This window comes from Actinophytocola sp. (genome assembly GCF_036402745.1).
In the GTDB taxonomy this organism is placed as follows: domain Bacteria; phylum Actinomycetota; class Actinomycetes; order Mycobacteriales; family Pseudonocardiaceae; genus Actinophytocola.
Genome location: NZ_DASWSJ010000268.1, coordinates 1 through 24,716 on the forward strand (window position 1 = coordinate 1; position 24,716 = coordinate 24,716).

The 24,716-nt window shown below is 73.7% G+C and carries 16 protein-coding genes; 10 read left to right on the forward strand and 6 right to left on the reverse strand.

Going from position 1 to position 24,716, the window contains the following annotated elements; all coding sequences use genetic code 11:
- Positions 1-16 precede the first annotated feature (16 nt).
- Positions 17-436: a hypothetical protein gene (locus VGD70_RS25375; RefSeq protein WP_331085549.1), complete on the reverse strand. Its 420-nt coding sequence runs from the start codon at positions 434-436 to the stop codon at positions 17-19.
- Between the two features lie 305 nt (positions 437-741).
- On the opposite strand from VGD70_RS25375, the gene VGD70_RS25380 reads away from it, so the two are divergent.
- Positions 742-1,854 carry a glycosyltransferase gene (locus VGD70_RS25380; RefSeq protein ID WP_331085550.1) on the forward strand — a complete coding sequence of 371 codons (1,113 nt, stop codon included), beginning with the start codon at positions 742-744 and terminating at the stop codon, positions 1,852-1,854.
- Between the two features lie 94 nt (positions 1,855-1,948).
- Here the strand turns inward: VGD70_RS25380 and VGD70_RS25385 are convergent, their stop codons facing one another.
- A complete protein-coding gene (locus VGD70_RS25385; protein ID WP_331085552.1) occupies positions 1,949-2,722 on the reverse strand; it encodes an SGNH/GDSL hydrolase family protein in 774 nt (257 codons plus the stop codon).
- A gap of 181 nt (positions 2,723-2,903) precedes the next feature.
- Between VGD70_RS25385 and VGD70_RS25390 the strand changes: the two genes are divergently transcribed.
- The 4 genes from VGD70_RS25390 (at position 2,904) to VGD70_RS25405 (ending at position 12,393) form a co-directional block, all read left to right on the forward strand.
- Positions 2,904-4,454 carry a TIGR02677 family protein gene (locus tag VGD70_RS25390; RefSeq protein ID WP_331085554.1) on the forward strand — a complete coding sequence of 517 codons (1,551 nt, stop codon included), beginning with the start codon at positions 2,904-2,906 and terminating at the stop codon, positions 4,452-4,454.
- A 70-nt stretch (positions 4,455-4,524) separates the two neighbouring features.
- Positions 4,525-5,760 (forward strand): TIGR02678 family protein, encoded by a 1,236-nt coding sequence (locus VGD70_RS25395; protein ID WP_331085556.1) that lies wholly within the window; start codon positions 4,525-4,527, stop codon positions 5,758-5,760.
- Entirely contained in the window at positions 5,757-9,821 is a 4,065-nt protein-coding gene (locus tag VGD70_RS25400; protein WP_331085558.1) for a TIGR02680 family protein, read from the forward strand. The genes VGD70_RS25395 and VGD70_RS25400 overlap by 4 nt, the downstream gene beginning before the upstream one ends.
- 232 nt (positions 9,822-10,053) lie before the next feature.
- On the forward strand, positions 10,054-12,393 hold the full coding sequence (locus tag VGD70_RS25405) for a hypothetical protein (protein ID WP_331085560.1): 2,340 nt from the start codon (positions 10,054-10,056) through the stop codon (positions 12,391-12,393).
- Between the two features lie 180 nt (positions 12,394-12,573).
- On the opposite strand, the gene VGD70_RS25410 is transcribed toward VGD70_RS25405, so the two are convergent.
- From VGD70_RS25410 to VGD70_RS25425, 4 genes are all read right to left on the reverse strand, one after another.
- Positions 12,574-13,887 carry an ABC transporter permease gene (locus VGD70_RS25410; RefSeq protein WP_331085562.1) on the reverse strand — a complete coding sequence of 438 codons (1,314 nt, stop codon included), beginning with the start codon at positions 13,885-13,887 and terminating at the stop codon, positions 12,574-12,576.
- Complete coding sequence (locus VGD70_RS25415) at positions 13,887-14,594, reverse strand: ABC transporter ATP-binding protein (RefSeq protein WP_331085564.1); 708 nt, start codon at positions 14,592-14,594, stop codon at positions 13,887-13,889. The genes VGD70_RS25410 and VGD70_RS25415 overlap by 1 nt, the downstream gene beginning before the upstream one ends.
- On the reverse strand, positions 14,591-15,580 hold the full coding sequence (locus VGD70_RS25420) for an efflux RND transporter periplasmic adaptor subunit (protein ID WP_331085566.1): 990 nt from the start codon (positions 15,578-15,580) through the stop codon (positions 14,591-14,593). Before VGD70_RS25420 ends, VGD70_RS25415 begins: the two co-directional genes overlap by 4 nt.
- Before the next feature lie 154 nt (positions 15,581-15,734).
- On the reverse strand, positions 15,735-16,397 hold the full coding sequence (locus tag VGD70_RS25425) for a hypothetical protein (RefSeq protein WP_331085569.1): 663 nt from the start codon (positions 16,395-16,397) through the stop codon (positions 15,735-15,737).
- A 211-nt stretch (positions 16,398-16,608) separates the two neighbouring features.
- On the opposite strand from VGD70_RS25425, the gene VGD70_RS25430 reads away from it, so the two are divergent.
- The 5 genes from VGD70_RS25430 to VGD70_RS25450 all read left to right on the forward strand — a co-directional run bounded on the left by VGD70_RS25430 (position 16,609) and on the right by VGD70_RS25450 (position 24,715).
- A complete protein-coding gene (locus VGD70_RS25430) occupies positions 16,609-17,547 on the forward strand; it encodes a sulfite exporter TauE/SafE family protein (protein WP_331085571.1) in 939 nt (312 codons plus the stop codon).
- Between the two features lie 177 nt (positions 17,548-17,724).
- Positions 17,725-18,672: a hypothetical protein gene (locus tag VGD70_RS25435; protein ID WP_331085573.1), complete on the forward strand. Its 948-nt coding sequence runs from the start codon at positions 17,725-17,727 to the stop codon at positions 18,670-18,672.
- Positions 18,673-18,750: 78 nt separating this feature from the next.
- Positions 18,751-19,323 carry a TetR/AcrR family transcriptional regulator gene (locus tag VGD70_RS25440; RefSeq protein ID WP_331085575.1) on the forward strand — a complete coding sequence of 191 codons (573 nt, stop codon included), beginning with the start codon at positions 18,751-18,753 and terminating at the stop codon, positions 19,321-19,323.
- A complete protein-coding gene (locus VGD70_RS25445; RefSeq protein ID WP_331085577.1) occupies positions 19,307-20,743 on the forward strand; it encodes a nitrilase-related carbon-nitrogen hydrolase in 1,437 nt (478 codons plus the stop codon). Before VGD70_RS25440 ends, VGD70_RS25445 begins: the two co-directional genes overlap by 17 nt.
- Positions 20,744-20,857: 114 nt before the next feature.
- Positions 20,858-24,715, forward strand: a complete 3,858-nt coding sequence (locus VGD70_RS25450; protein ID WP_331085578.1) for a Pls/PosA family non-ribosomal peptide synthetase — start codon at positions 20,858-20,860, stop codon at positions 24,713-24,715.
- Position 24,716 lies beyond the last annotated feature (1 nt).

Consider the following 24,716-nt stretch of genomic DNA (forward strand, 5'->3'; position numbering starts at 1 on the left):
GCCTGCCGGGCGCCCGTCATCGGTGCCTGTCATCGGTGCCCGTCATCGGTGGGCGGTCCTCGCGGGACCGGCCGGGGCGCTCCCGCACCCGGTCCGGGATCGTGACCAGGCCGAGCTGGATGCCGGCGGTGGCCGCGGCCAGGGAGAACCGGCCCGCGGCCCGCTGGGCGTCGAGCCGTCTGGCGAACCCGGACGCGGAGATCGCGACCGGTCCCTCGCTGCCGTGCAGGCGCCAGTACCACTGCCGGTCGTCGGCCACGAAGTAGGAGAACTCCGCGTCGGCGGCGAGCTCGCGCGCATGCTCGGCGGCGAGCACGGCCCGGCGAATGGTCGGTTCGCCCCGGTCCGCGGCGCCGATCAGCCGGTTGTTGCCGCCGAGCAGCATCCAGCAGTAGGACTCGTCGGGTAATCGTCGGAACCGGAACCGGGGGGACAAGCCGCCTCCATCCGTGGATTTGGGACAAATCAGCAGACGGGATGGTGATTTCCCGTTCACCGGGTCTATCGGTCCGGGAACCAACCAAGGTGGACATCGCGGTGAACCAGACACGCCGACGAGGTGAACCAGGCGCAACCGGTTATCAGGAGCCCCGCTGCCCGTCCGAGTCCCCGCAGCTCGACCGCCAAGTTCCAAACCGGACGGTCTGTTTTGCTCGGCCGCCGGTATTCACCTGCAGTTCACCGGTTCGGCGACGGTTGCGCACCTGGGCCACACCGGGTCGGGACATGCTCGGGCCGCCGATGAGGATCGTTCAGCTCGCCAACTTCTACAGCCCCATCTCCGGTGGGCTGCGCACCGTCGTGGACACGCTGGGCCGTGGGTATGCGGCCCTCGGGCACGAGCGGGTCCTGGTCGTGCCCGGGCAGAAGGCGGGCCGGGCGCGCACCGACTCCGGCCTCGTGATCACCGTGCCGGGAGTGCCGGTCGGCGGCGGGTACCGGGTGATGCCGCGGTCCCGGGCCGTGCTGCGGCTGCTCGACGCGCTGGCGGTCGGCCGCGCGAAGATGTCGGTCGAGGTCTCGGACAAGACGACGCTGCTGGCGGCCGGGGCGTGGGCGCGCGAGCGCGGCGTCGGGACCGTGCTGTTCTCCCACGAGCGGCTGGACCGCTGGATCGCCGCGCGGATGCCGCGGCTGTGGACCTACGGCGCCGCGCTGCTGGTGCCCGCCGTGCGGAGCTGGAACCGCGGGATAGCAACGAAGTTCGACACGGTCGTGGTCACCTCCGGGTACGCCGAGCGCGAGTTCGCGGGCCTGGAGGTGGCGCTGCGCCGGGTCCCGCTGGGCGTCGACCTGTCGACCTTCCGCCCGGTGGTGCGGGGGGCGGCGCCGGGCCCGGCCCGCCTGGTCTACGCCGGCCGGCTGTCCCCGGAGAAGAACCCGGCCGCGGTCCTGGGCGCGATGCGCGTGCTGGACTCGGCGGGGACGCCGGTCCAGCTGGACGTGTACGGCGACGGGCCGGCCCTGTCGTCGCTGCAGAAGCTGGCCCGCGACCTGCCGGTGACCTTCCACGGCTACGTCGGCGACCGCCGCGAGCTGGCCGGCGCGCTGTCCCGCGCGGACGTGGCGTTCGCGCCCAGCGTGGCGGAGACGTTCGGACTGTCCATCCTGGAGGCGATGGCCTGCGGGACCCCGGTGGTCACGTCCGTCACCGGCGGCGCCCCCGAGCTGCTGGCCCCCGGCGCGGGTGTCGCGGTGCCGGCCACGCCGGACGGCCTGGCGGCCGGGGTGATGGAGATCCTGTCCTGGCCGGCCCCGCTCCGGCGGGAGGCGGCCAGACGCAGGGCCGAGGAGTTCCCGTGGTCGGCGACGATCACCGCGATGCTGGACCTGCACGCCTCCGCGGCGGGCTGACCACACGCTCGAGTGGACCCGGTGCGAATGGACCGTTCGGACGGCCGGGGTCGCCCGGTCCACATACCGGGCGGCACCGACAGTTCTGGTCGCGTCAGCGGGTGCCGCGCAGCAGCGCCGCCAGGGCGTACGGCACCAGGTCGCGGCCGCGGCGGCACAGCCACGGCAGGCCCTTGAACACCAGCCACACCCAGTGCGCGAACCGCCCCGCCGACCGGCCACCGGCGCAGTCCAGCGACACCTCGCCCGGCACCACCGCGCCGGCCTCCGCGAGCCGTACCGCGATAGCGCGGGCCAGCAGGCGGTGGCCCAGCTCCGACGGGTGCAGCCGGTCGATCGCCCAGGCCGCCGGCAGGTAGATATCGGGCAGCTGACCCAGGTCCACCACCGCGGCCTCGTGCCGGGCCGCCACCGCGTCGAGCACCTCGTTGAGCGCGGCGATCCGCGCGGCGAGCGCCCGCTTGAGGAACTCCGGCAGCGGGAAGACCCGGTGATGCTCGTGGTACCGGACGGTGATCACCAGCGCGCCGGCCGACTTCAGCGCGGACACCACCTGGCTCAGATCGTCGAGCAACCGCACCGGGTCGAAGTCCGAGCGCATCGTGTCGTTCATCCCGACCAGCACCACGGCCACGTCCGGCCGCGCCCGCAACGCCGCCGGCAGCTGGAGCTCACGCACTCCACCCACCCGCGACCCACTGATCGCCAGGTTGGTGAGCCGCGCCGCACCCAACGCGTCGGCGAGCAACGGCGCGAAGCCGCGCCAACCACCATTCTGTGCGGGATCACCGATCCCGACCCCGACCGAGTCGCCGAGGACCGCGACCGCCTGGACCGAACCGGCCACCCGCGCCACGTCTACCAGCACGGATGCAGGGTCCCTGACGGAGTCGCACAGGCGATGTGCATACGGTGAGCACCCGCTGACGTCTGGGCGAAATCTCCAGTGCGCGCGTTACCGTCCTATTGAGAAAGCCGCCCTGGCCGGTCGCGCCGGTGACCTCCGCTCGAGACGCCGCTGTCGGGGGGCGCGGGTAGGGTGCTGGTCCATGTCTACGGATGCGCCCGAGCCCGATCGAGCGGCGGACGAGGCGCGTCGGCTCAAGTTGTACGCCTACCTGGATGCGCGGGAGCACCGGCGCACCTACCTGGCCATCATGCGGCTCTTCGCCTCGACCCTGCTCGCCGACCTCTCCGCCGGGGAGGTCTCCGCGGCGGTCGCCCGCGCCGAGCGGCGGGGTGAGGTGGCCGACGGCGAGTCCCGCGTCGAGACCGTCATCGCGCGGCTCAAGCAGCTCGTCGAGTGGGGCAACCTCGTCCCCGGCCGGCGCGAGGTCGTCGCCTCGAGCATCGCCGAGTTCCAGCACGGCAGCGTCCGCTACCAGGTCAGCAAGCTCGGCGTCCGCGTCCAGCGCTCCGTCGACGAGTTGCTGCGCACCGCCGAGGGCGCCCGCGAGGTCTCCCGCGAGCTCCTCCCCGCCATCTCCCACGGTCTCGACGAGTTGCTGACGCGCCTGTCGAAGGCCAGCCTCGAGCATGGCCGCGACCCGCACGGCAAGGCCACCCAGCGCGCCGTCGAGCGACTCGCCGAGCAGGTCACCACCCTGTTCCTCCAGCACGGCGAGCTCGCCGCCACGGTCCGCGACTTCTACGCCTACCTCGGCCAGGTGGTCACCCGCTACCACCTCATGGCCGACGAGATCTCCGGCTTCCGCAACCTCCTCGTCGAGTACATCCAGATGGTCGTCGAGGACGTCCTGCGCTACACCCCCACCATCGCCGCGGTCCTCACCCGCACGGAGTTCGGCGGCGCCGTCCGCCGGCTCCTCGAGCTGCTCACCCCGGCCGGCTCGCTCGGCGCCGACCTCGAGCGCGCCCGCGGCCGCCGCAGCGAGGACTGGACCGAGCTCACCGACTGGTTCGTCGACCGCCCGGGACGCCCCAGCCAGGTCACGGCCCTCCGCGAGGCCACCGCGCGGGCCATCGGCACGCTGCTCGCCACCGTCAAGCGCGCCACCTCCGGCGGCGGCCCCGAACCCGGCCGGCGGGCGGAGCTGTCGACCCTCGCCACGTGGTTCGACGAGGCCACCCCCGACCAGGCGCACACCCTCGCGGCCGCCGCGTTCGGCCTCTACAGCGCACGCAACCTCCTGCCCGCACCCGAGCACGACGGCGACGACGAGCGCACCCCGTGGGCCGACGGCCCGGTCCTCGACATCACCGTCAGCGTCCGCGGCCGGGGCGACCGCAGCGCCCGCGGCCGCACCTCCCGCATCCTCGACGACCCGCTCGGCCGCGAGCAGCTCCTGGCCGAGGCCCGCGACGCCGACGCCCGGCACGCCGACGCACTCGCCGAGCTGGCCGCCGCGGGGGGCCGCCTCGACGAGGTCACCCTCTCCCCCGGCGCGCTCGGCACGCTGTGCGGGCTGCTCACCGACGCCATGGCCCAGCGCGAGCGCGCCACCGACGCCGGCGAGTCCGGCGACCCCGTCGGCGGCCTGCGCCTCACCATCCGGCCGGAAGCGGGCCGCACCCAGACCATCCGCACCACCGGGGGCGTGCTGCGGCTCCAGGACACGACGGTCGAGGTCTCCGCGTGAACGAGCTTGCGAGCGAACCAATGTCACAGGGCGACCGCGAGCGGCGGCACCGAGCCTGCGAGGGGCCGTCGTGAGTGCTGAGGTTCTCGATCGTCTCGGCGAGATCGACCAGGCCGACGTCGTGCGCTGCGCCCGGGTGCTGCTGCGCCGCCCGCTGCTGCGGGCCGGCGGGCCCGAGGCCGAGCTCCTCCCGCTGGTCTACCGGCACCGCGCCACGCTCATCGAGCTGTTCGCCGGCGTCCTCGGCTACCGGCTCGTCGTCGAGCGCCGGTTCGCCCGCCTCTACAAGGCCGGCCCCGGCGCCGACCCCACCCGCGGCGAGCCGACGCTGACCCCGCGCGGCTACGCCTACCTCGCGCTGGCCCTCGCCGCGCTCACCACGGTCGGCCAGCAGACGCTGCTGTCCCGCCTGGTCACCGACATCCGCTCGGCCGCGACCCAGGCCGGCATCGAGGTCACCGACGACCTCGGCGACCTGCGGGCCATCGCGGCCGCGCTGCGCCACCTGGTCTCGCTCGGCGTCCTCACCGAGACCGAGGGCACCGTCACGGGCCTGTCCGACAGCAGCGCGGAGGCCCTGCTCACCATCGACACCTCGCTCCTGGGCCAGCTGGTCACCGGGCCGATCGGGTCCGCCCGCAGCGCCACCGAGCTGGTCGCGCTCGCCACCCGGCCCGGCCCGCGCGGCGTCGAGCACATGGTGCGCCGCCGGCTCGTCGAGCACCCGGTCACCCACTACGCCGACCTCACCGAGGAGGAGGCCGCGTGGCTGCGCCGCCGCGCGCGGTCGGAGTCGCGGCTGCTGGAGCGCTGCTTCGGGCTCGCCACCGAGTCGCGGCTGGAGGGCATCGCGGTCACCGACCCGGAGGACTACCTCACCGACCTCGCGTTCCCGGGCCAGTCGACGGTGTCCCGGATCGCGCTGCTGGCGCTGCCCGAGCTGCTCACCGCGCCGCCGCGCGAGGACGGCTGGGTGCCGGTCGGCATCGAGCGGGTCACCGAGGTCTGCACCGAGCTGGTCGACTCCTACCCGGCGGCGTGGTCCAAGCAGGTGGTCACGAGCGTGCCGCGGCTGGTGGACGACCTGCTGCACCTGCTGCTGGCGCTGGGCCTGGCCCGCCAGGCCGACGGCGGCTGGCTCATCAGCCCGGCCGCGCACCGCTGGCAGCCCGCACCCGACGCCACCCCGCGCCAGCCCGGCGGGGACACCGAGGACGAGCCGGCGCAGGAGCCGCTGCTGCCCGGCTGGTCCTTGTTCGACAGTGACAAAGACGCTGAAAAAGACGCTGACGGGGGAACCTCATGAGGTGGCGGTTGCACCGCGGGGGCATCGTCAACGTCTGGCAGTACTCGGTCGAGGAGTTCGACCTGTCCGGGGGCCGCGCGATCTTCCAGGGCACCAACGGCTCCGGCAAGTCCCGCACGCTCGAGCTGCTGGCGCCGCTGTGCCTCGACGGCGACCTGCACCAGATCGGCTCCAAGGGCTACGACACGGTCAGCATGCGCCGGCTCATGCTCGACGACTACACCGGCGGACCCAACCGCGTCGGCTACGCGTGGATCGAGCTGCGCCGCGTGGTCGGCGGGCGCGCGGAGTACCTCACCTCCGGCATCGGCATCAAGGCCTCCGCCACCTCGCAGCAGATCAACGACTCCTGGCGGTTCGTCACCGAGGCCCGCGTCGGCCACGACTTCGAGCTCGTCGCCGACGGCACCCCGGTCGGCGCCACCGCGCTGCGCGACCTCCTCGGCGCCGACTGCCTGCACGACGAGGAACCGTTCCGCGCCAAGATCTCCGAGCTGGTCTACGGCATCCCGGCGGCCCGCTACGCCGACCTGCTCCATCTACAAAGGACACTGCGCAACCCCGACGTCGGCCTCAAGGTCCTGGAGGGCCAGCTCGAGCAGATCCTGTCCGACTCGCTGCCGCCGCTCGACCCGGCGGTCGTCGACCAGCTCGCCCGGTCGTTCGAGGACCTCGAGTCCATCAGGGACAACATCCGCGCGCTCGCCACGGCCGACACAGCGCTCGGCCGGTTCCTCACCGGCTACGCGGGCTACGCCTACGGCGCGCTGCGCACCGCGGGACGGCGGAGCGCGGACGCGGCCAAGGAGCTGGCCGCCGCGCGCACCGAGATCACCAAACTCGTCACCCGGCTGCGGGACGAGGAGGCCGCGGCGGAGAAGTCCGAGACCGAGGTCGCGCAGCTGGAGGAGCGCGAGATCACCCTCGAGGGCCGCATCGACGACCTCAAGTCGAGCCCGCTCTACGACAGCGTCCGCGACCTCGCCGACCGCAAGCGGGTCGTGTCGGCCGCCCGGCAGGCCGCGGTCAGCGCGCTGCGCCAGCTGCGCACCCAGCGCGACCACACCGAGCAGCTCGTCGACACCGTGCTCGCCGAGCTGGTCCGGTTCGCCGACGACACCGCGCAGGCCACCGAGCTGGCCGCCACCATCCGCGACCGGATGCGCGAGGCCGGCCTCGACCCGGCGCTGTGCCCCGCGGTGCCCGAGGTGCCCGCGCTCGAGGCCACCGAGGTGCACGAGACCGCGCGCGCCACGCTCGACCCCGAGGCGGCGCCGGTCGAGCGCACCCGGCGCATCCCGCCCGTGATCGACCCGGACACCCTGCACGCGGCGCTGCGCACGGCCGCCGAGCAGGCCACCCGCGGTGCGCGCGAGCTGGGCGAGCGGTGCGCGATCACGCTGTCGCTGCTGGAACGCGCCCGCGAGCTGGACGCCGAGAAGCAGGACCTCGGCCGGCGCCAGCAGGAGGCGCGCGCCGCGCTGCTCGCGGCCACCGAGGCGGCGGGGCGGCGCAACGAGTCCGCCCAGCAGCTCGACGACGTCGCGCACACCTGGCACGACCAGGTCACCAAGTGGGCCGCCGGCATCCCGCTGGCCGAGCCCACCACCGAGATCGCGCCACCGTCGCCCGCCACGCTCGTCGCCGACCAGGACGCCGCGCGGCAGGCCACCGAGCGGGCGCACAGCTGGCTCCGCGGCCGGCTGCCCGCCCTGCACGCCGAGGTCGGCCGCACCAAGCACCTCGTCGACGACCTCGACCGCCGGCTCGCCGCCGCCACCGCCGAGCTCACCGCCCTGCGGTCCGGTGTGGACACTCACCCGGACCGGCCGGCGTTCGCCACGGCCGAGCGGGACCCGGCCACCGGCGCGGCGTTCTACCGGCTGGTCGACTTCGCCACCGACGTCGACGGCGTGGCCCGCGCGGGCTGCGAGGCGGCGCTGGAGTCGTCGGGCCTGCTCACCGCGTGGGTCACCGCGGCCGGCACGCTCACCGACGCCGACGCGCCCGAGCTCACCGCGGTGGCCGACACGGACCCCCCGGCAGGCCCGACGCTCGCGACGGTGCTCGTGCCGGCCGTGCCGCCGGACTCCCCCGTGTCGCCGGAGATCGTGGCCCGCCTCCTCGACCGCGTGACGCTGGGCGCGACGGGCGCGGGCCTCGCCGTGTCGACCGACGGCCGCTGGCGGGCCGGTGTGCTCGCGGGCGCGATGACCAAGCCGGCCGCGGAGTTCGTCGGCGCCGGCGCCCGGGAGTCCGCGCGGGAGCGGCGGATCGGCGAGCTGGTCGAGCTCGTCGACCGGCTCACCGGCGAGCGCGACCTGGCCGACGCGGCGCTGGCCACCGCCCGCGAGCAGGCCGCGGCGTGGGAGCGGCACATCGACGACCACCCCGACGACCGCGCGCTGCTCACCGCCCACGTCACGCTGCGCGGTGCCGCTCAGTCGGCCGACGAGGCCGCCGGCCGGGCCATCGCCGGCCGCGAGGCGCACACCGCGGCCGCCGACCGGCACCGTTCCCGCCAGGACGCGTTGATCGCCGACGCGCGAACGGCGGGCCTGGACGCGGCGGTGGACTCGTTGCAGCGAGCCAGAACCTCCGCCCTCGACGCCCGGACGGCCGCCGACCAGCTCGTCACCGCCCTCACCCGGCGCTGCGCGGGCGCGGTCGACACGCTGGCCAAGGCGGTCGGCAACCACCGCCGGGCCGCGGCGGAGCTGGCCGACGTGTCGGCCGGTGCCGAGCGCGCGTGCCTGGACTTCGGCAACGAGTCGGCGGGCTATGCGGAGCGGGTGCGCGCCATCGGCGGCGCGGCCGAGCAGCTCGAGCGCGACCTCGCGTCGGCCGAGGAGGAGCGGGCCGGCGTGCGCCAGCGCCTGCCCGCGGCGCGCCAGCAGGCCACGGACGCGCGGGTCAGGGCAGGGAAGACGCAGACCCAGCTCGACACGAGAGAGGCCCGGCTCGACGAGCTCGTCGAGCGGGAGTCCTTCGCCCAGCGGCGGTTCGGCGACGCCCTGGCCGCCGACGGCGTCTGGCCCGCGGCGGTCGACGCACCGCTGCCGGACGATCCCGCGGAGGCGTTCGCGGTGTTGACGGCGTCGTCCCGCGAGCCGGTGAGCGAGGACGCGGTGCTGGGCAACCTGCAGGCGTTGCAGGCGGCGCTGGCCGGGAGCCACGACATCGTGGCGCAGCGGTCGGCCGACATCCTCACGGTCACGGTCACGGGTGCGCACGGTCCCCAGCCGGTCGCCGTCGCCGCCCGCGAGGTGGCCGGAAGGCTTGCGACGCAACGGGACCTGCTGTCGGAGGAGTACCAGTCGATCTTCGACGCGTTCATGCTCCGAGACCTGGCGGACAAGCTGGCCGCCCAGCTGGCGGTAGCGGACGATCTGTGCCGACGCATGAACGAGACGCTCGACGTCGCCCGCTCGAGCCAGGGCGTCCACGTGCAGTTGGACTGGCAACCGGCCGCGGACCTGGACGACACCATGCGCCAGGCGATGACCCTGATCCGCACCCCGTTCGCCAACCGGGGCCCCGGCGAGGACGAACAGCTCCGCCGGGCCCTGACGGATCGAATCACGACGGAACGCGACGGCCACTCGGGGGACTACGCGGAGGTCCTGGCACGAGCCCTGGACTACCGAAGCTGGTACCGCTTCACCGTCAAGGTCAAGGACGACGGCCCGGACGGCGCCCCCCGAACGAGGCGCATGCGGCAGTTGTCGTCCGGCGAGACGAGGCTCATCTCGTACGTGACGTTGTTCGCGGCAGCGAGCGCCTTCTACGACGCGATAAGCACAGGAGCCGACCTCCCACCGGCGCGCCTGGTGCTGCTGGACGAGGCCTTCGAGCGCCTGGACGAGCCGACGATCGCGAGGATGCTGGGCCTGCTGGTGGACCTGGACATGGACTGGATCATCACGTGGCCGAGCGGCTGGGGCCTGTCGGAGAAGATCCCGAGAATGCACATCTACGACGTGCTGCGCCCCAAGGGCGGAAGGGGCATCGCGTGCACGCACGCGATCTGGACAGGAAACAAGCTGACAGAAGAGAACTAGTCCGCCTCCCCGGGATCAAAAGTGTGCGTTGCGTCCCAGCGAATGGTGCGGGGTATCGAGGTGGGTGGTGGCTGGGTGCCGTCACGGTCCCCTGAGGTTCCGGTGGTCGGCGCAGTCGGCGCAGTCGGCGCGGGACTTCACCCGATGATCTACGGGACAGGCCTTAGCCGAAACCGTCCCCGGGCCGGGCGGCGATGTAGCACGATGATCGGACCAACGGCTCAGGAACACCGTGACAAACCCGACAGCGGACACCACGGCCGCCGCCGAGTCCTGGATGCGGTCCCAGCGGGACCTGCACTTCCTGCTCGAGGAGGCTCTGCAGCACCCCGAGATCGCCGACGCGCTCGACGAGGAGGACATCCCGCTCGACGAGGCACGCGCCACGATCCTCGAGGACCCGACCATCCTGGCGCGGCTGCGCGCCGCCCGGGACTTGGCCGGCGCGCTGCGGACCACCCGCGCCAAGGCCACCGGCTGGGGGCTGGCCAGCAACCGGATGACCCGCTCCCGGCCCGTCAGCCGGATCGCGGTCGCGGCGGCGGCGGTCGTGGTGTACCTGGTGATGCTCGTCGCCTCGTGGTCGGCGATGCCGTGGTGGCTGGACCTGTTCTGCCTCGTCGGCCTCGTCGCCACCGCGGGGGTCGCGGCGGGCTTGGGCGGCGAGGACGCGTGGACCGTGGTCTCGACGGCGCGCAACGCCCGGGACCAGGCCACCTGGCGGCGGTCCGTGCTGGACGAGATCGTGCTGCCGGAGCTGCGCCAGTTCATCGACGACCGGCGCACCCCCAGCTACGGCACGACGCTCACGCTCCGCGGCCTGCACAACCTCTACCAGGACGACGACGAGGCGCCGATCATCATCACCGCGGCCGGCCAGCGGCTGCGGCGCATCCTCGAACGGTCCACCTCGGACGCGGTGGCCATCGCCGGGCACCGCGGTGTCGGCAAGACCACCGCGATCCGGGCGGCGGCCCGCGGCCTGTTCAGCGACCCCGGCGCGGCACCGCCGATGCAGGTGATCGCGTCGGCGCCGTCCCGCTACGAGGCCCGCGACTTCGTCCTGCACCTGCACGCGATGCTCGCCAGACAGGTCATCGAGCTGACCGGCCGGCGACTCGGCAAGACCCCGCCGCCGGAGCACGAGCAGGCCCCGAACCCCCGCGGGCACGTCGAACGCGTGCTGCGCTGGCTCATCCGCAAGCTCGTGGTCCCGGCGCTGCTGGCCGGCATCGCGTTCCTGCTCTGGGACAAGCCGTACCAGCAGTTCCTCGCCGACCTCGCCGACCACGTCACGATGACGCTCGCCGACTTTCCGGCCCACGTACCGGACGTGCTCAACCCGCCCGACGGCACGAGCAACCAGATGCTCGCCCTGCCGCTGCTCATCCTCGCGGTGCTGCCGCTGACCTGGACCGTGGTCGGCCTGGCGGTGTCGCTCCCGTTCCGGCTGCTCGACATCGCGATCGACACCACGCCCACCGGTGACAAGAAGGACCTCGCCGAGCTGCACGCGGCCGCGTTCCACCAGCTCGACCGGATCCGGTTCCTGCAGACCTACACCAGCGGCTGGTCCGGCAAGATCGGCATCCCGCTCGGCAGCAGCGACGTCGGCTGGGCACGCGGGGCGCAGCGGGCCGAGCAGCAGCTCACCCACCCCGAGGTCGTCGAGAAGTTCCGCGAGTTCGCCGGGTGGGCCACGTCGGTACTGACGAGGCAGGGCGCGATCGAGCGCATGGTGATCGCCATCGACGAGCTGGACAAGATCGCCCAGCCGGACAAGGCACACGAGTTCATCAACGACGTCAAGGGAATCTTCGGCATCGAGGGGTGTCTGTTCCTCGTCGCGGTGTCCGACGACGCGATCTCCGCGTTCGAGCGGCGCGGGATCCCCGTGCGGGACGCGTTCGACAGCGCGTTCTCCGAGATGGTCCGGATGGACACGTTCACCCTCGCGGAGAGCCGGCGCTGGATGGGCCGGCGGCTGGTGGGCGTACCGGAGCCGTTCAGCCACCTGTGCCACTGCCTGTCCGGCGGGCTGCCGCGGGACCTGCGGCGCAGCACGATCGACATGATCGACGCGGTGCGGGAGACCGGCTCCACCGACCTGGCGTCGGTCACCGCGGTGATGGTCGGGCGCGAGCTGGACCGCAAGGCACACGCGTTCGCCGCGGCCGCCCGCCAGCTCGACGACGGCCCCGAGCTCACCGCGCACCTGACCGACCTGCTGATGATCACCCGGACCGGCGCGACGGGCGAGCTGGTCGCGCTGTCGGCCCGGCTCGTGCCGCCCGCGGACTCGGCGATGCCGCGGGTCCGCTGGCAGAGCGCGTGCTTCGTGTTGTTCTGCGCCACGGTGATCGAGGTGTTCACCAACGACCTCGCGGAGGCCGACCTGGACAAGGGGGTCGCGCTGCTCGGCACCGCCCGCGCGCAGCTGTCGATCGACCCGCACGTGGCGTGGGAGGTGGTGCGGGAGGTCCGCACCACCTACGGCCTCGCCGACCCGAGCCCGGTCAGAGACCCTGCTGCGCCTCGAGGTTCCGCTGCTCCGCGCCGAGATCCTGCCTGAGCACGTCCAGCCGCTCCAGCCCTTGCCCGGCCGGCGCGATCCCGCCGAGCACCTGTGCCGCCTGCGGGTTCTGCGCCGCCTCCGCGGCCAGTCACGGCCTCGTCGGTTAGGCGGGGGGAAGGCGGCGCGGCGGGCACGACCGGGCGCCCGATCCGTGCGGGAATGTCCGCCCCCAGCCGGTCAGGCGCGCATGACGGTGGCGATCGGGATGCGGGCGGCGCGGATCGCGGGGATCAGGCCGCCCAGCACACCCGCCACCAGGCCCGCGAGAACCCCGGCAACGCCCGCCTGCCACGGGAACGCCACGTTCGCCAGGAAGGGCTCGCGGGAGCCGAACAGGCGGGACGCCGCCTCCAGGCCCAGCGCGCCCGCGCCGATCGCCAGCGCCGCCGTCAGCAGGCCCGTCAGCAGGGTCTCCGCCAGGACGATCCCCGCCAGCAGCAGCCGGGGCGTGCCCACCGCACGGCGCAGGGCGAACTCCTCGATGCGCTCGCCCACCGTGGCCAGGCCGACGTTGAGGATCCCGGCCACGCCGATCAGCAGCACCAGCCCCGCCATGCCGAGGAAGATCCAGCGCATCAGCGACAGCTGGGAGGCCATCTCCTCCAGCGAGTTGATCGTCTCGACGTGCAACTGGTCGGGGTTGGCGTCCGCGGCGGCCAGCCTCGAGCGCAGGACCTGCTCCAGGTCCGCCGCGGTGGGCCGCATCATCAGCTGCACCCCGCCGCCGTAGTTCGGGTCGCTGAGGCTGTCCGCGGGCAGCCAGTTCAACAGCTCGTCGGACCGGACGTAGGCCGCCGGGCCCCAGCCGCCGTCGTCGACCACGCCGATGATCTGGGGGGTCATGTTCGCGATCGCGCCGGTCACCCGCATCTCAGCCGGCACCTGGTACATCGCGAACGCCTCGGCCGCCTTCGTGTTGATCACGATGCGCGGGGCCATCGACGGCGCCGTGTCAAAACGCAGCCACTCGCCCGACTCCTGGCGGAACGGGCGGAACTGGCGGATGTCCCCGGACAGCGCCTGCAGGCTCAGCTCCACGGCCTGCCCCTGCGGCCCCGCCGAGGAACCGCCGACCTCGTGGCACCTCCCGCTCGCGTCACACTCCACATAGGACCCCATGGAGGACGTGCCGCCGCCCTGGTCGACCGGGGCGCCGCCCTCGTTCACCGGGCGCACACCCGGCTCGCCGACGATCGCCTGGGTGGAGGTCATCGCGACCGCGTCCGGGCGGCCGGCGACCGTGTCCATCGCCACCGTCGCCGAGTCCGGGTGCGACGGCAGGTACACCTGCAGCGTGCCGTCCTTGCCGCGGGTCATCTCGATGTCCGACAGCAGCGCCCGCTGCGCGATCACCGACCCGGCCTGCACCGTCACCACCGCGAGCACGCCGAGGAACAGGCTCACCATCGACAGGAACGTGCGCAGCTTGCGGGCCCGGATGCCCTGCCCGCCGATGATCAGCGACGAGCGCAGCCGTCCCGACAGGCGCATCACACGACCACCCCCGCGGGCCGCAGCACGCCGTCGGCCAGGTGCAGGACACGGCCCATCTTCGCCGCGTGGTCACGGTCGTGGGTCACCAGCACGAGCCCGCAGCCGCGGTCGGTCGTCGCGCGCAACGCCTCGACGACCAGGTTGCCCGTCTCGGTGTCCAGCGCGCCGGTCGGCTCGTCGGCCAGCAGGATCCGCGGCTCCCGCACGAGCGCGCGGGCGATCGCGACCCGCTGCTGCTCACCGCCGGAGAGCCGGGGCGGCTTGTGCTTGGCGAGCTGCGCGATGCCGAGCAGGTCGAGCGCGGCCATCGCCTTGGCCCTGCGCTTGCGGCGCGGCAGCCAGCCCTGGCCGTTGACCAGCGCCATCGACACGTTCTGCACCGCGGTGAGGTGCTTGAGGAGAAAGAACCGCTGGAACACGAAGCCGAACTCGGCACTGCGCAGCGCGGCCGCACGCCGCTCCGACAGGCGGGTGATGTCCCGGTCCCCCAGCAGGTACTGGCCGCCGTCGGCGCGATCGAACAGGCCGATGAGGCTCAGCAGCGTGCTCTTGCCGGACCCGGACCGGCCGAGCACGGCGACGCTCTCTCCACTGTGGATGGTCAGGTCGACGCCGGAGAGGATCCTCCGCGCCTCGTCCTGGCCCTTGAGGGTCTTGGTGACACCGGTGAGCCGGATCAGCGGTGTTGTCTCGACGCCGGTCATTTCGACGCCGTGGGCGCCGACGGGTCACCCTGCTGCCGCGGGTCCGGGCCCGGCGGCAGGTCCGGTCCGGGCACGGACAGCGTCTCGTCGCCCTTGAGCCCCGACTTCACCTCGATGACCTTGCCGTCGGTCAGCCCGAGCACGACGTCGACGTCCGTGCGGCCACCGCCGGACCCGACGACCTCGACCTTGCCGCTGCCCTGCTTGCCCGCGACCGCCTCGACCGGCACGACGAGCGCGTTGGTGGCCTTCGCGGTGACGACCTCGAGGGTCACCGACGCGCCGTTGATCAGCTTGACCGACGGCGGCGGCGTGCAGACCAGCCGCAGCCCGGTGGACTCGGAGCCGCCCGGCCCCTCGGCGGGCGGCTCCTGCGTCTGCGTGGGTCCCGCGGGCGGCGGCTGCGCGCCGGACAGCGGCGGCTGCTGCTGGTCGGGCGCGGCAGGCGGTGGGGCGGGCACGGTGCCCGCGGGCAGCGCGGCGATCGTGCCGAGCGCCGTGCAGGCGAACGGGCCGGGCCCGTTGTCGATCTGGGCCTGGATCTGGGTGAGGCCGCCGGCGATCTGGTAGGCCTGCTTGCCGTCGATCTCCGCGACGATGCCGTACCCGGCGAGCTTCGCCGACGCGACCGGCATGCCCGCGGTGACCGTGGCCCGGTCGTCGGCGAGCCGGCCGGCGAACGTCGAGCCCGCGGGCACCTCGACCCAGTGCGGCTCACCATCGGCCCACACCGAGCCCACGCGGGTGGGGCGGGTCGGCGTGCGGGTCGGCTCCTCGACGGTGCGGTAGCGAACCTGGCCGGCGATCGGCGCGACGATCCCGTAGACCGGGTCCATCGTGACCTTGCCGGACAGGCTCACCGTGCTGGTCAGGTCCTGGCGGCTGGGCGTCACCGTGGTCATCGCGGTGCCGCGGGGCGCGAGGTCCGGGGCCTGGGCCGGCGGCTCGCCGGTGCCGCACGCGGCCAGCGCCAGGGATGACGCCACCGATAACGCCACGCCACCGACCGCTGCCAGGAAACGTTTCAACACCCCAGGGCCTCCATCTGGTCAGAACCGAACTTGACCATCTAGACGCCGGGTGGCCCGGCCGCGTTGCCTGGGGCCGGAGAACTCGGGCAATCATCACTGTTCGGGCAGGTCAGACGCCGAGGAGGTCGCGGCCGAAGGCGGCGGCGACCACGAGGAGCAGCAGGAGGGTCATCCAGACCCGCACCACGTGCAGCCGGGTGGTGGCGAGCGGCTCGTCGGGCACCGAGCCGTCGGGGAAGGACAAATGCTCGCGCAGATATTCCCGGTCCATGTGCCGCAAGACGATCGGATAGGTGGAAACCCAGACCACGAAGATCACGAATCCGGCCACGAGCACGCCGTCGCCGAAATCCACCCGGTACTCACCGAGGAAAATCGTCGGCACGAGCGAGACGGCGATGGCGGCGCCGAACAAGATCGACGGAATTCCGGACAGGCCGCGCTGCCGCGCCAGCACCACCAGCAGCAGCGGGACACCGATCACGAACGACCCGAACACCGGGTCCGCGGCAAGCAGAACCACCGCCAGCAGCACGGTCGAGAGCCAGAACAGGCCGAAGACCGCGAGCCGTGACCACGTGTCTTCGAGCTCGACCGGAAGGACCGTCTCGTAGACCTTTCGTACCGGTACGGACACCGTTGTGCACCCCCAGCAGGCACCAGCTCCGCCGGGCAAGGAATTCCATGGACCCGGCGCGAATAAATCGCGCAAGTAGCGTACGAAGCGACGACTACCCACCGCTATGTTGAATACTTGACTCTTCTGGTTCACGAGTTATCGCGTGACCAGATGACGAATTGTTGGACCATTTCGTCGAGGTCCTCTCCCCTCCGCCAGGGCCCGCTTAGCCGCCGATGGCGGGTTGCGCAAGCCGTTGCGGCCAACTTCTCGCCCGCCGTTCCGCGATGTGGACCTGTTTGGCCACAGTCCGGACGCGTCCCAGGATTTACGGGGGGAGCTCGATGAGACGAAGGATGGCGAGATGCGACAGCTGGTCCTGTTAGCCCTGGTGGGGCTGGGCGCCCAACTCGTCGACGGCAGCCTCGGCATGGCCTACGGCGTGACGTCCACGACCCTGCTCCTCGCGATCGGCACGAACCCGGCGGCCGCCTCGGCGACCGTTCACCTGGCGGAGATCGGCACGACGCTCGCGTCGGGGCTCTCGCACTGGCGGTTCGGCAACGTCGACTGGAAGGTCGTCGCGAAGATCGGCATCCCCGGCGCGGTCGGCGCGTTCGCGGGCGCGACGTTCCTGTCCAGCCTGTCCACGGAGGTCGCCGCGCCGGTGATGTCGGTGCTGCTGCTCGTGCTCGGCCTCTACATCCTCATCCGCTTCACGACGCTCGGCCTGCCCCGGCACAACCTCGGCAAGCCGCTGCGCAAGCGCTTCCTCGCCCCGCTCGGCCTGATCGCGGGCTTCGTCGACTCCACCGGGGGCGGCGGCTGGGGCCCGGTCGGCACGCCGGCGATCCTCGCGAGCGGCCGGCTCGAGCCACGCAAGACCATCGGATCCATCGACACCAGCGAGTTCCTGGTCGCGGTCGCGGCGAGCCTCGGCTTCCTGTTCGGCCTCGGCGGAGAGGGCGTCAACTTCTCCTGGGTGCTCGCGCTGCTGATCGGCGGCGTGGTCGCCGCGCCGGTCGCGGCCTGGCTGGTGCGCCACATCCCGCCCCGGGTGCTCGGCTCGGCGGTCGGCGGGCTCATCGTCGTCACCAACGTCCGCACGCTGCTCAAGAGCGACTGGATCGACGCGAGCGACGGCGTGCGCTACCCGGTCTACATCGCGATCTACGTGGTGTGGGCGCTGGCGCTGCTCTACTCGATCCGCCAGTACCGGGCCAACCGCGAGGAGGAGCGGGTCGAGGCGATCGCCGCCGCTGCCGCCAAGCAGGAGGACGACAAGACCGAGGCCACCGCCTGAGCCCACGGCAGTCACCGACGGCCGGCCGCCCCGCGCGGCCGGCCGCCGCGTTTCCCAAGTGGACGGACGGTTCCGCGGGCGTCGGACGGCGGTGTTCTTCCGCGTTCGGCGCGGGTATCCTTCCGGCGCTTCGTTGTCACGGGTCGCGGGGGCGCCCGGTTCACCGTGGAGAGCCGAATGCCGCACGACAGCCTTGACGACCATCCCGACCTGCAGGACTGGTCGCGTACCGAGCGCCGGGCGGTCGCCCAGGCCGAGCGCTCCTCGTTCCTCCGCCGCCACCGGGCCAAGGTGCTGACGCTCGGCCTCATCGTGGTCGTCGCCCTGGCCGCGGTGGTCTACAACGCGGTGAAGCCGCGCGACTCGTCACCCGGGCCCGCGCTCGTGCAGGTCCCGGACACGACGGCCGACCCGAACAAGGGCCCCGCCGTCGACCTGACGCTGCCGTTCGCCGGGACGCCCGCCGCCGAGTGGCCCGACGGCGCGGCCGGCATCGTCGCGCCGGCGCCGGTCGCGGTCGGCGAGTTCACCGCCGAAGAGGTCGCGCGGGCGTACGCGAAGGTGCGCCAGGTGCTGATCACGTCCCGGCTCGACCGCGAGGTCATCGAGGGCCACGACTACGAGCGGTTCCTGACGTTGCTGGCCCCCAAGGCGCAGGCCGACCTGCGGCCCGGCTTCGCCGACGACCTCGGCACGTCCTACAGCTACGCCACCCGCGTCGCCGACGACTACCCGCTGCTGGCGGTGGAGCCGAAGGTGCGGGGCTCGATGTCGGCCAAGCTGGGCAAGGACGGCGCGCTGGTGGTCCACACGAACTACGTGTTCGCCTACGCGTTCGACGCGCTGTCCCCGGAGGAGCTCCAGGGCGCGATGGACATCGTCGCCGTCGACCGGTGGGAGACCGACTACGCGGTCACCGACGAGCGGTGGCCCGCGGACAACCAGGGCATCTGGCTGGCGACGGTGCGGGGCTACGGCTACTCGATCGCCTGCACCGCGTACAAGGAGGGCTCGCTGGCGCCCGCCTACAGCGAGCGCGTCGACAACGCGGCCGACCCCGAGGCGCAGGACCGCTACTTCGACCCGACCAAGCCCCTGCTCACCGACTCGAGCTGCCCCGCCTGACCCCGACCCGACCCCGGTCCGAGCCCCGGCTCGGCACCCATGTGTACTTAGTACGCGCCTGGTGTGTACGTTGTACACATGACAACCAAGGAGCGGCTGGCCGCGGCCGCACGGGGGATCCTGCTCGCGGAGGGGGCCGACGCGGTCAACATGCGGCGGGTGGCCAAGGACGCCGGCCTCTCGACCATGGCCACCTACCGGCACTACCCCAACCGCGAGACGCTGCTGCGCGAGGTCGCCGACGCGTGCTCCACCGAGCTGGCCAAGGACTGGGGCCGGCGCTCGGAGATCACGGACCCCCTCGAGCGGCTCTTCGCGCTGCAGGAGGACCTTCTCGACTTCGCGCTCGGGGCGCCGCACCTCTACACCTTCCTCATGACCGACCGCCGCGAGGACGCGCGGCGGTTCCCCGGCGCCTACCGGGACGGCGCGTCGCCCACGTACGGCCTGGTGGTGATCGCGGTCGAGGAGGCCATGCGGGCGGGGTTGCTCCGCGAGGGCGACCCGCTCGAGGTGACGCTCGCGTTCACCGCGCAGGCCCAAGGCCTCGTGCAGCTTTACCTCGGCGGCCGGATCGGCCTGCCGGAGCCGGAGTTCCGCGCGCTGTGCGCGCGCTCGCTGGGGAGGGTTCTCGATGGCATCAAGGCGTGACCTGGGAGTCGCCGCGGTCGCCACGGCGGCGTCGGCGGTCCTGTTCTTCTTCGGCACCGGGTTCGCGCCGGTCGCGGCGCTGGCCTGGCTCGCGCCGCTGCCGGTGCTGGCCCTCGCGCCGCGGGTGTCCGGCCGGGTCGCGTTCGGCGCCGGCGCGCTCGCCTACCTGCTCGGGTCGGCGGGCACCTGGCCCTACTACCTGGACTCGATCGACGTGCCGCTGCCCGCGGCGCTGTCGATCATCCTCGGCTCCTCGGCGCTGCTCGGGCTCGGCGCGCTGCTCCTGCGGGCCCTCATCGACCGGCCGCTGCTCGCCGCGGTCGCGCCGGGCGCGCTGTGGTGCGGTGCGGTGTACCTGGTCTCGCTGGTCAGCCCGATCGGCATGATGTACCAGCTCGCCACCTCGGTCACCGACCTGCCGGTCGTCACCCAGGTCGCCGCGCTGACCGGCGCCTGGGGCGTGGAGTTCCTGGTGTTGTTCGTGCCGTCGGCGGTCGCCGTGCTCACCGTGGCCGGCGCGCACCGGGCACGCACCGCCGTGGTGGCCGGCCTGGTGGTGGTGGCCACGCTCGGCTTCGGCATCGTGCGGCTCGGCGCCGACGAGCCACCCGGCCGCACGGTCGCGACCGTCGCCGCCAACGAGCCGCACTGGGCCGCCGACGTCGCCGAGCCCGCCGGCCGCGACCTCGTTCAGTCCTATGTGGACCGAATCGCGGCGCTGCCGGACGGGGTGGACCTCGTGGTGCTGCCGGAGGGCAACTTCGCCGCCGACGACGCGAGCCTGCCCGCCCTCGTGGAGCCCATGCGCCGGGTCGCGCGCGGGACCGGCGCGGACATCGTGGCCGGGGTCGTCCTGGGCACCGGCGGCAAGCGGTACAACGTGTCGCTCGCCATCCCCGCGGCCGGCGGCGAGCCGGTCGCCTACCGCAAGTGGCACATCGGCGGGGGTCCGCTGAGCACCGGCGACGAGCTCGGCTTCCTCGACTCCGCCACCGGCCTGCAGAACTGCCTCGACCTGAACTTCCCTGACCCGAGCCGGACCTACGCGCGGGACGGCGCCCGGCTCATGGCGATCCCGGCCGCCGACGGCGACCTCAACGGCTGGCAGCACGCCCGGCAGGGGCTGCTGCGGGGGGTGGAGAACGGGTTCGCCGTGGCGTGGTCGGCCCAGCTCGGCACGTCGCTGCTCGCCGACGGCCACGGCCGCCCGCTCGCCGAGGCCGCGACCATCTCCGGGCCGGGCTTCGCGGTCACCGTCGCCGACGTGCCGGACGGGCCCGGCGCGACCCCGTACAGCCGGCTCGGCGACTGGTTCGCGTGGCTCTGCCTGGCCGTCACGCTGGGTGTCTGCGTGCTCGCGCGAACCCGCGTGGGCAAGCCCACGTGGACTCGGGAGGAACAACAGGTCACGACGCGGTAAACTCGCAGGTCGGCTGAACGCGCGGGGGCGTTCAGCCCCGCTGCGGACCGCATCCGGCGCAGCCACCACGAGTTGGAGGACTCAGTTGCGCCTGCGCCGCGCCGGTGACACTCGATGACCGCCGTGCACTCCGAGCCCGTGCCCGACCTCGCCCTCGACACCCGGCCCGAGGCCCGGTTCGCCACCGGGCCGGCCACGCCGCCGCGCACCCTCGTCGAGGTGCTCGCCGACACCGCGCGCCGCCACCCGCTGGCGCCCGCGCTGGACGACGGCACCACCACGCTCACCTACGCCGAGCTCGGCGAGCAGGTCGACGAGCTGCGCCAGAAGCTCGCCGCGAACGGCGTCGGCGCCGGGGACCGGGTCGGCGTGCGGGTCCCGTCCGGCACGGCCGACCTCTACGTGTCGATCCTCGGCGTCCTCGCGGCCGGCGCGGCCTACGTGCCGGTCGACGCCGACGACCCCGACGAGCGCGCCGAGCTGGTGTTCGGCGAGGCCGCGGTGTGCGCGGTGCTCGGCGCGGGCCGCGCGGTCACCATGCGCGGGGTCGCGGGTGGCCGGCCGGGCGCGCCCGGGCTCGACGACGACGCGTGGGTCATCTTCACCTCCGGCTCCACCGGTGCGCCCAAGGGCGTCGCGGTCAGCCACCGCGCCGCGGCGGCGTTCGTCGACGCCGAGGCGCGGCTGTTCCTGACCGAGGACCCGATCGGGCCGGACGACCGGGTGCTCGCCGGGCTGTCGGTCGCGTTCGACGCCTCCTGCGAGGAGATGTGGCTGGCCTGGCGGCACGGCGCCTGCCTGGTCCCGGCCCCGCGCTGGCTGGTGCGCACCGGCATGGACCTCGGCCCGTGGCTGGTCGAGCAGGAGATCACGGTCGTGTCCACGGTGCCGACCCTCGTCGCGCTGTGGCCGGCCGAGGCGCTCGACGACGTCCGGCTGCTGATCCTCGGCGGCGAGGCGTGCCCGGCGGAGCTGGCCGAGCGGCTCGCGGTGGAGGGCCGCGAGGTCTGGAACACCTACGGCCCCACCGAGACCACCGTCGTGGCCTGCGCCGCGCGGCTCACCGGGAAGGGCCCGGTCCGGATCGGGCTGCCGCTGGACGGCTGGGACCTCACCGTCGTCGACAGCGCGGGCGAGCCGGTGGCCATGGGCGAGTCCGGCGAGCTGGTCATCGGCGGCGTCGGCCTGGCCCGCTACCTCGACCCCGGGAAGGACGCGGCCAAGTACGCGCCGCTGCCCTCGCTGGGCTGGGACCGGGCCTACCGCAGCGGCGACCTCGTCCGCGCGGAGCCCGAGGGCCTCGTGTTCCTCGGCCGCGCCGACGAGCAGGTCAAGCTCGGCGGCCGGCGCATCGAGCTCGGCGAGATCGACGCGGCGCTGCAGGCGCTGCCCGGAGTGGCCGGCGCGGCCGCCGCCGTGCGCACCACCGCGGGCGGCACCCAGCTGCTGGTCGGCTACGTCGTCGCGGACGACTTCGACCACGAGGCCGCGCGGACCAGGCTCGGCGAGGCACTGCCCGCCGCGCTCGTCCCCCGGCTCGCCGTCGTCGACACGCTGCCCACCCGCACGTCCGGCAAGGTCGACCGCGCCGCCCTCCCCTGGCCGCCGCCCGTCACCGGCGAGCAGGAGGCCGTCGAGCTGCACGGCACCCAGGCCTGGCTCGGCGGACTGTGGACCGAGATCCTCGGCAGCGCGCCCACCGGCCCGGACGCCGACTTCTTCGCCAGCGGCGGCGGCAGCCTCGCCGCCGCCCGGCTCGTCTCGCTCGTCCGCGCCGAGTACCCGACGCTCTCGGTGACCGACGTCTACCACCGGCCCACGCTCGGCACGCTCGCCGCACGGCTCGACGCGCTCGCCGGCCACCACCGGCCCACCCGGCCGGTCCGGCCCACCCCGCGGCGGACCGGCCTGCTCCAGACCGCGTTGCTGCTCCCCCTCTACACCCTCGTCGGCCTGCGCTGGACGGTCGCGCTCGCCGCGGTCGACAACGTCCTGTCGGCCGCGCTGCCCTGGCTCCCGACGGTGTCCTGGTGGCTCGTCGGTGCGGGCTGGCTCGTGCTGTTCAGCCCACCCGGCCGGCTCGCGATCTCCGCGGGCGGCGCCCGGCTGCTGCTGCGAGGCGTCAAGCCGGGCGAGTACCCGCGCGGCGGCAGTGTCCACATGCGACTCTGGACGGCCGAGCAGCTCGCCGAGCGCAGCGGGGCCACCGAGCTCACCGGCTCGTGGGTCGTGCACTACGCGCGGGCCCTGGGCGCCCGCCTCGCGCAGGGTGTGGACCTGCACTCGCTGCCGCCGGTCACCGGCCTGCTCAAGCTCGGCAAGGGCGCCGCGATCGAGCCCGAGGTGGACCTGTCCGGCTGGTGGGTCGACGGCGACGTCCTGCGCCTGGGCAAGATCCGGGTCGGCGCGGGGGCCACGGTCGGCGCGCGCAGCACGCTGTTCCCCGGCGCGCGGGTGGGCAAGCGGGCCGAGGTCGCGCCGGGCTCCGGCGTGCGCGGCTCGGTGCCCACCGGCCAGCGCTGGTCGGGCGTGCCGGCCGCCAAGCAGGGCAAGGCGACCCGGCGCTGGCCCACCCAGCGCCCGCCGCGGCCGCGCCGCTGGTCGCTCGCCTACGACGGCACCGCGGTGCTGCTGGGCCTGCTACCGGCGCTCTCCGCGCTGCCCGCGCTCTACCTGCTGGGCCTGTTCCTGCGCGGCGCGCCGACGCTGTCCGCGGCGCTGGGTGACGCGCTGCTCGCGGTGCCGGTCGCCACGCTGGCCTGGCTCGGCACGCACGCGCTGCTGATCCTGGTCGCCGTCCGGCTGCTCGGCCTCGGCCTGCGCGAGGGGCACCACCCGGTGCGCGGCCGGATCGCGTGGCAGGCGTGGGCCACCACGCGGCTCATGGACTCCGCCCGCACGCACCTGTTTCCCTTGTACGCCAGCCTGTTGACGCCGGTGTGGCTGCGTGCGCTCGGCATGCGCGTGGGCCGCGGCGTCGAGGCGTCCACAGTGGTCGCGCTGCCCGCGATGACCACGATCGGCGACGGCGCGTTCCTCGCCGACGACACGATGGTCGCCTCCTACGAGCTTGGCGGCGGCTGGCTGCGGCTCGCGGCCGCGCGGGTCGGCAAGCGCGCGTTCCTCGGCAACTCAGGGATGACCGCGGCCGGCCGGGCCGTGCCCAAGCGCGGGCTCGTCGGCGTGCTGTCGGCCACCCCGAAGCGGGCCAAGACCGGCAGCTCGTACCTCGGCATGCCGCCGATGAAGCTGCCGCGCGCGGCAGAGGGCGGCGACCAGAGCCGGACGTTCGCGCCGCCGCGCCGGCTCGTGGTGGCCCGCGCGCTCGTGGAGCTGTGCCGGGTCGTGCCGGTGATGTGCTCGGTGGCACTGGCCGTGCTGGTGCTCGCCGGGTTCGAGTTGCTGGCCGCGCACGGGTTCTGGCTCGCCGCGCTCGCGAGCGGCGCGCTGCTGCTCGGCGGCGGGCTGGTGGCGGGTGCGCTGGCGGTGGCCGCGAAGTGGGCGCTGGTCGGGCGGTTCCGCGCGAGGGAGTACCCGCTGTGGAGCGGGTTCGTGTGGCGCAACGAGCTCGCGGACACGTTCGTCGAGGTCCTGGCGGTGCCGTGGCTGGTCGGCGGGGTCGGCGGGACACCCGCGATGTCGCTGTGGCTGCGCTCGCTCGGGGCCACGGTCGGGCGGGGCGTGTGGTGCGAGTCGTACTGGCTGCCGGAGGCCGACCTGGTCTCGCTCGGCGACGGCGCCACCGTCAACCGGGGGTGCGTTGTGCAGACCCACCTGTTCCATGATCGGATCTTGCGTATGGACCAGGTGACGTTGGCGGCCGGCGCGACGCTCGGTCCGCACGGGATCGTCCTGCCGGGCACGACGATCGGTGCGCACACGAGCATCGGACCGGCGTCGCTGGTGATGCGCGGGGAGAACGTGCCGGCGGGGACGCGCTGGCTCGGCAACCCGGTCGCGGCCTGGCAGTAAA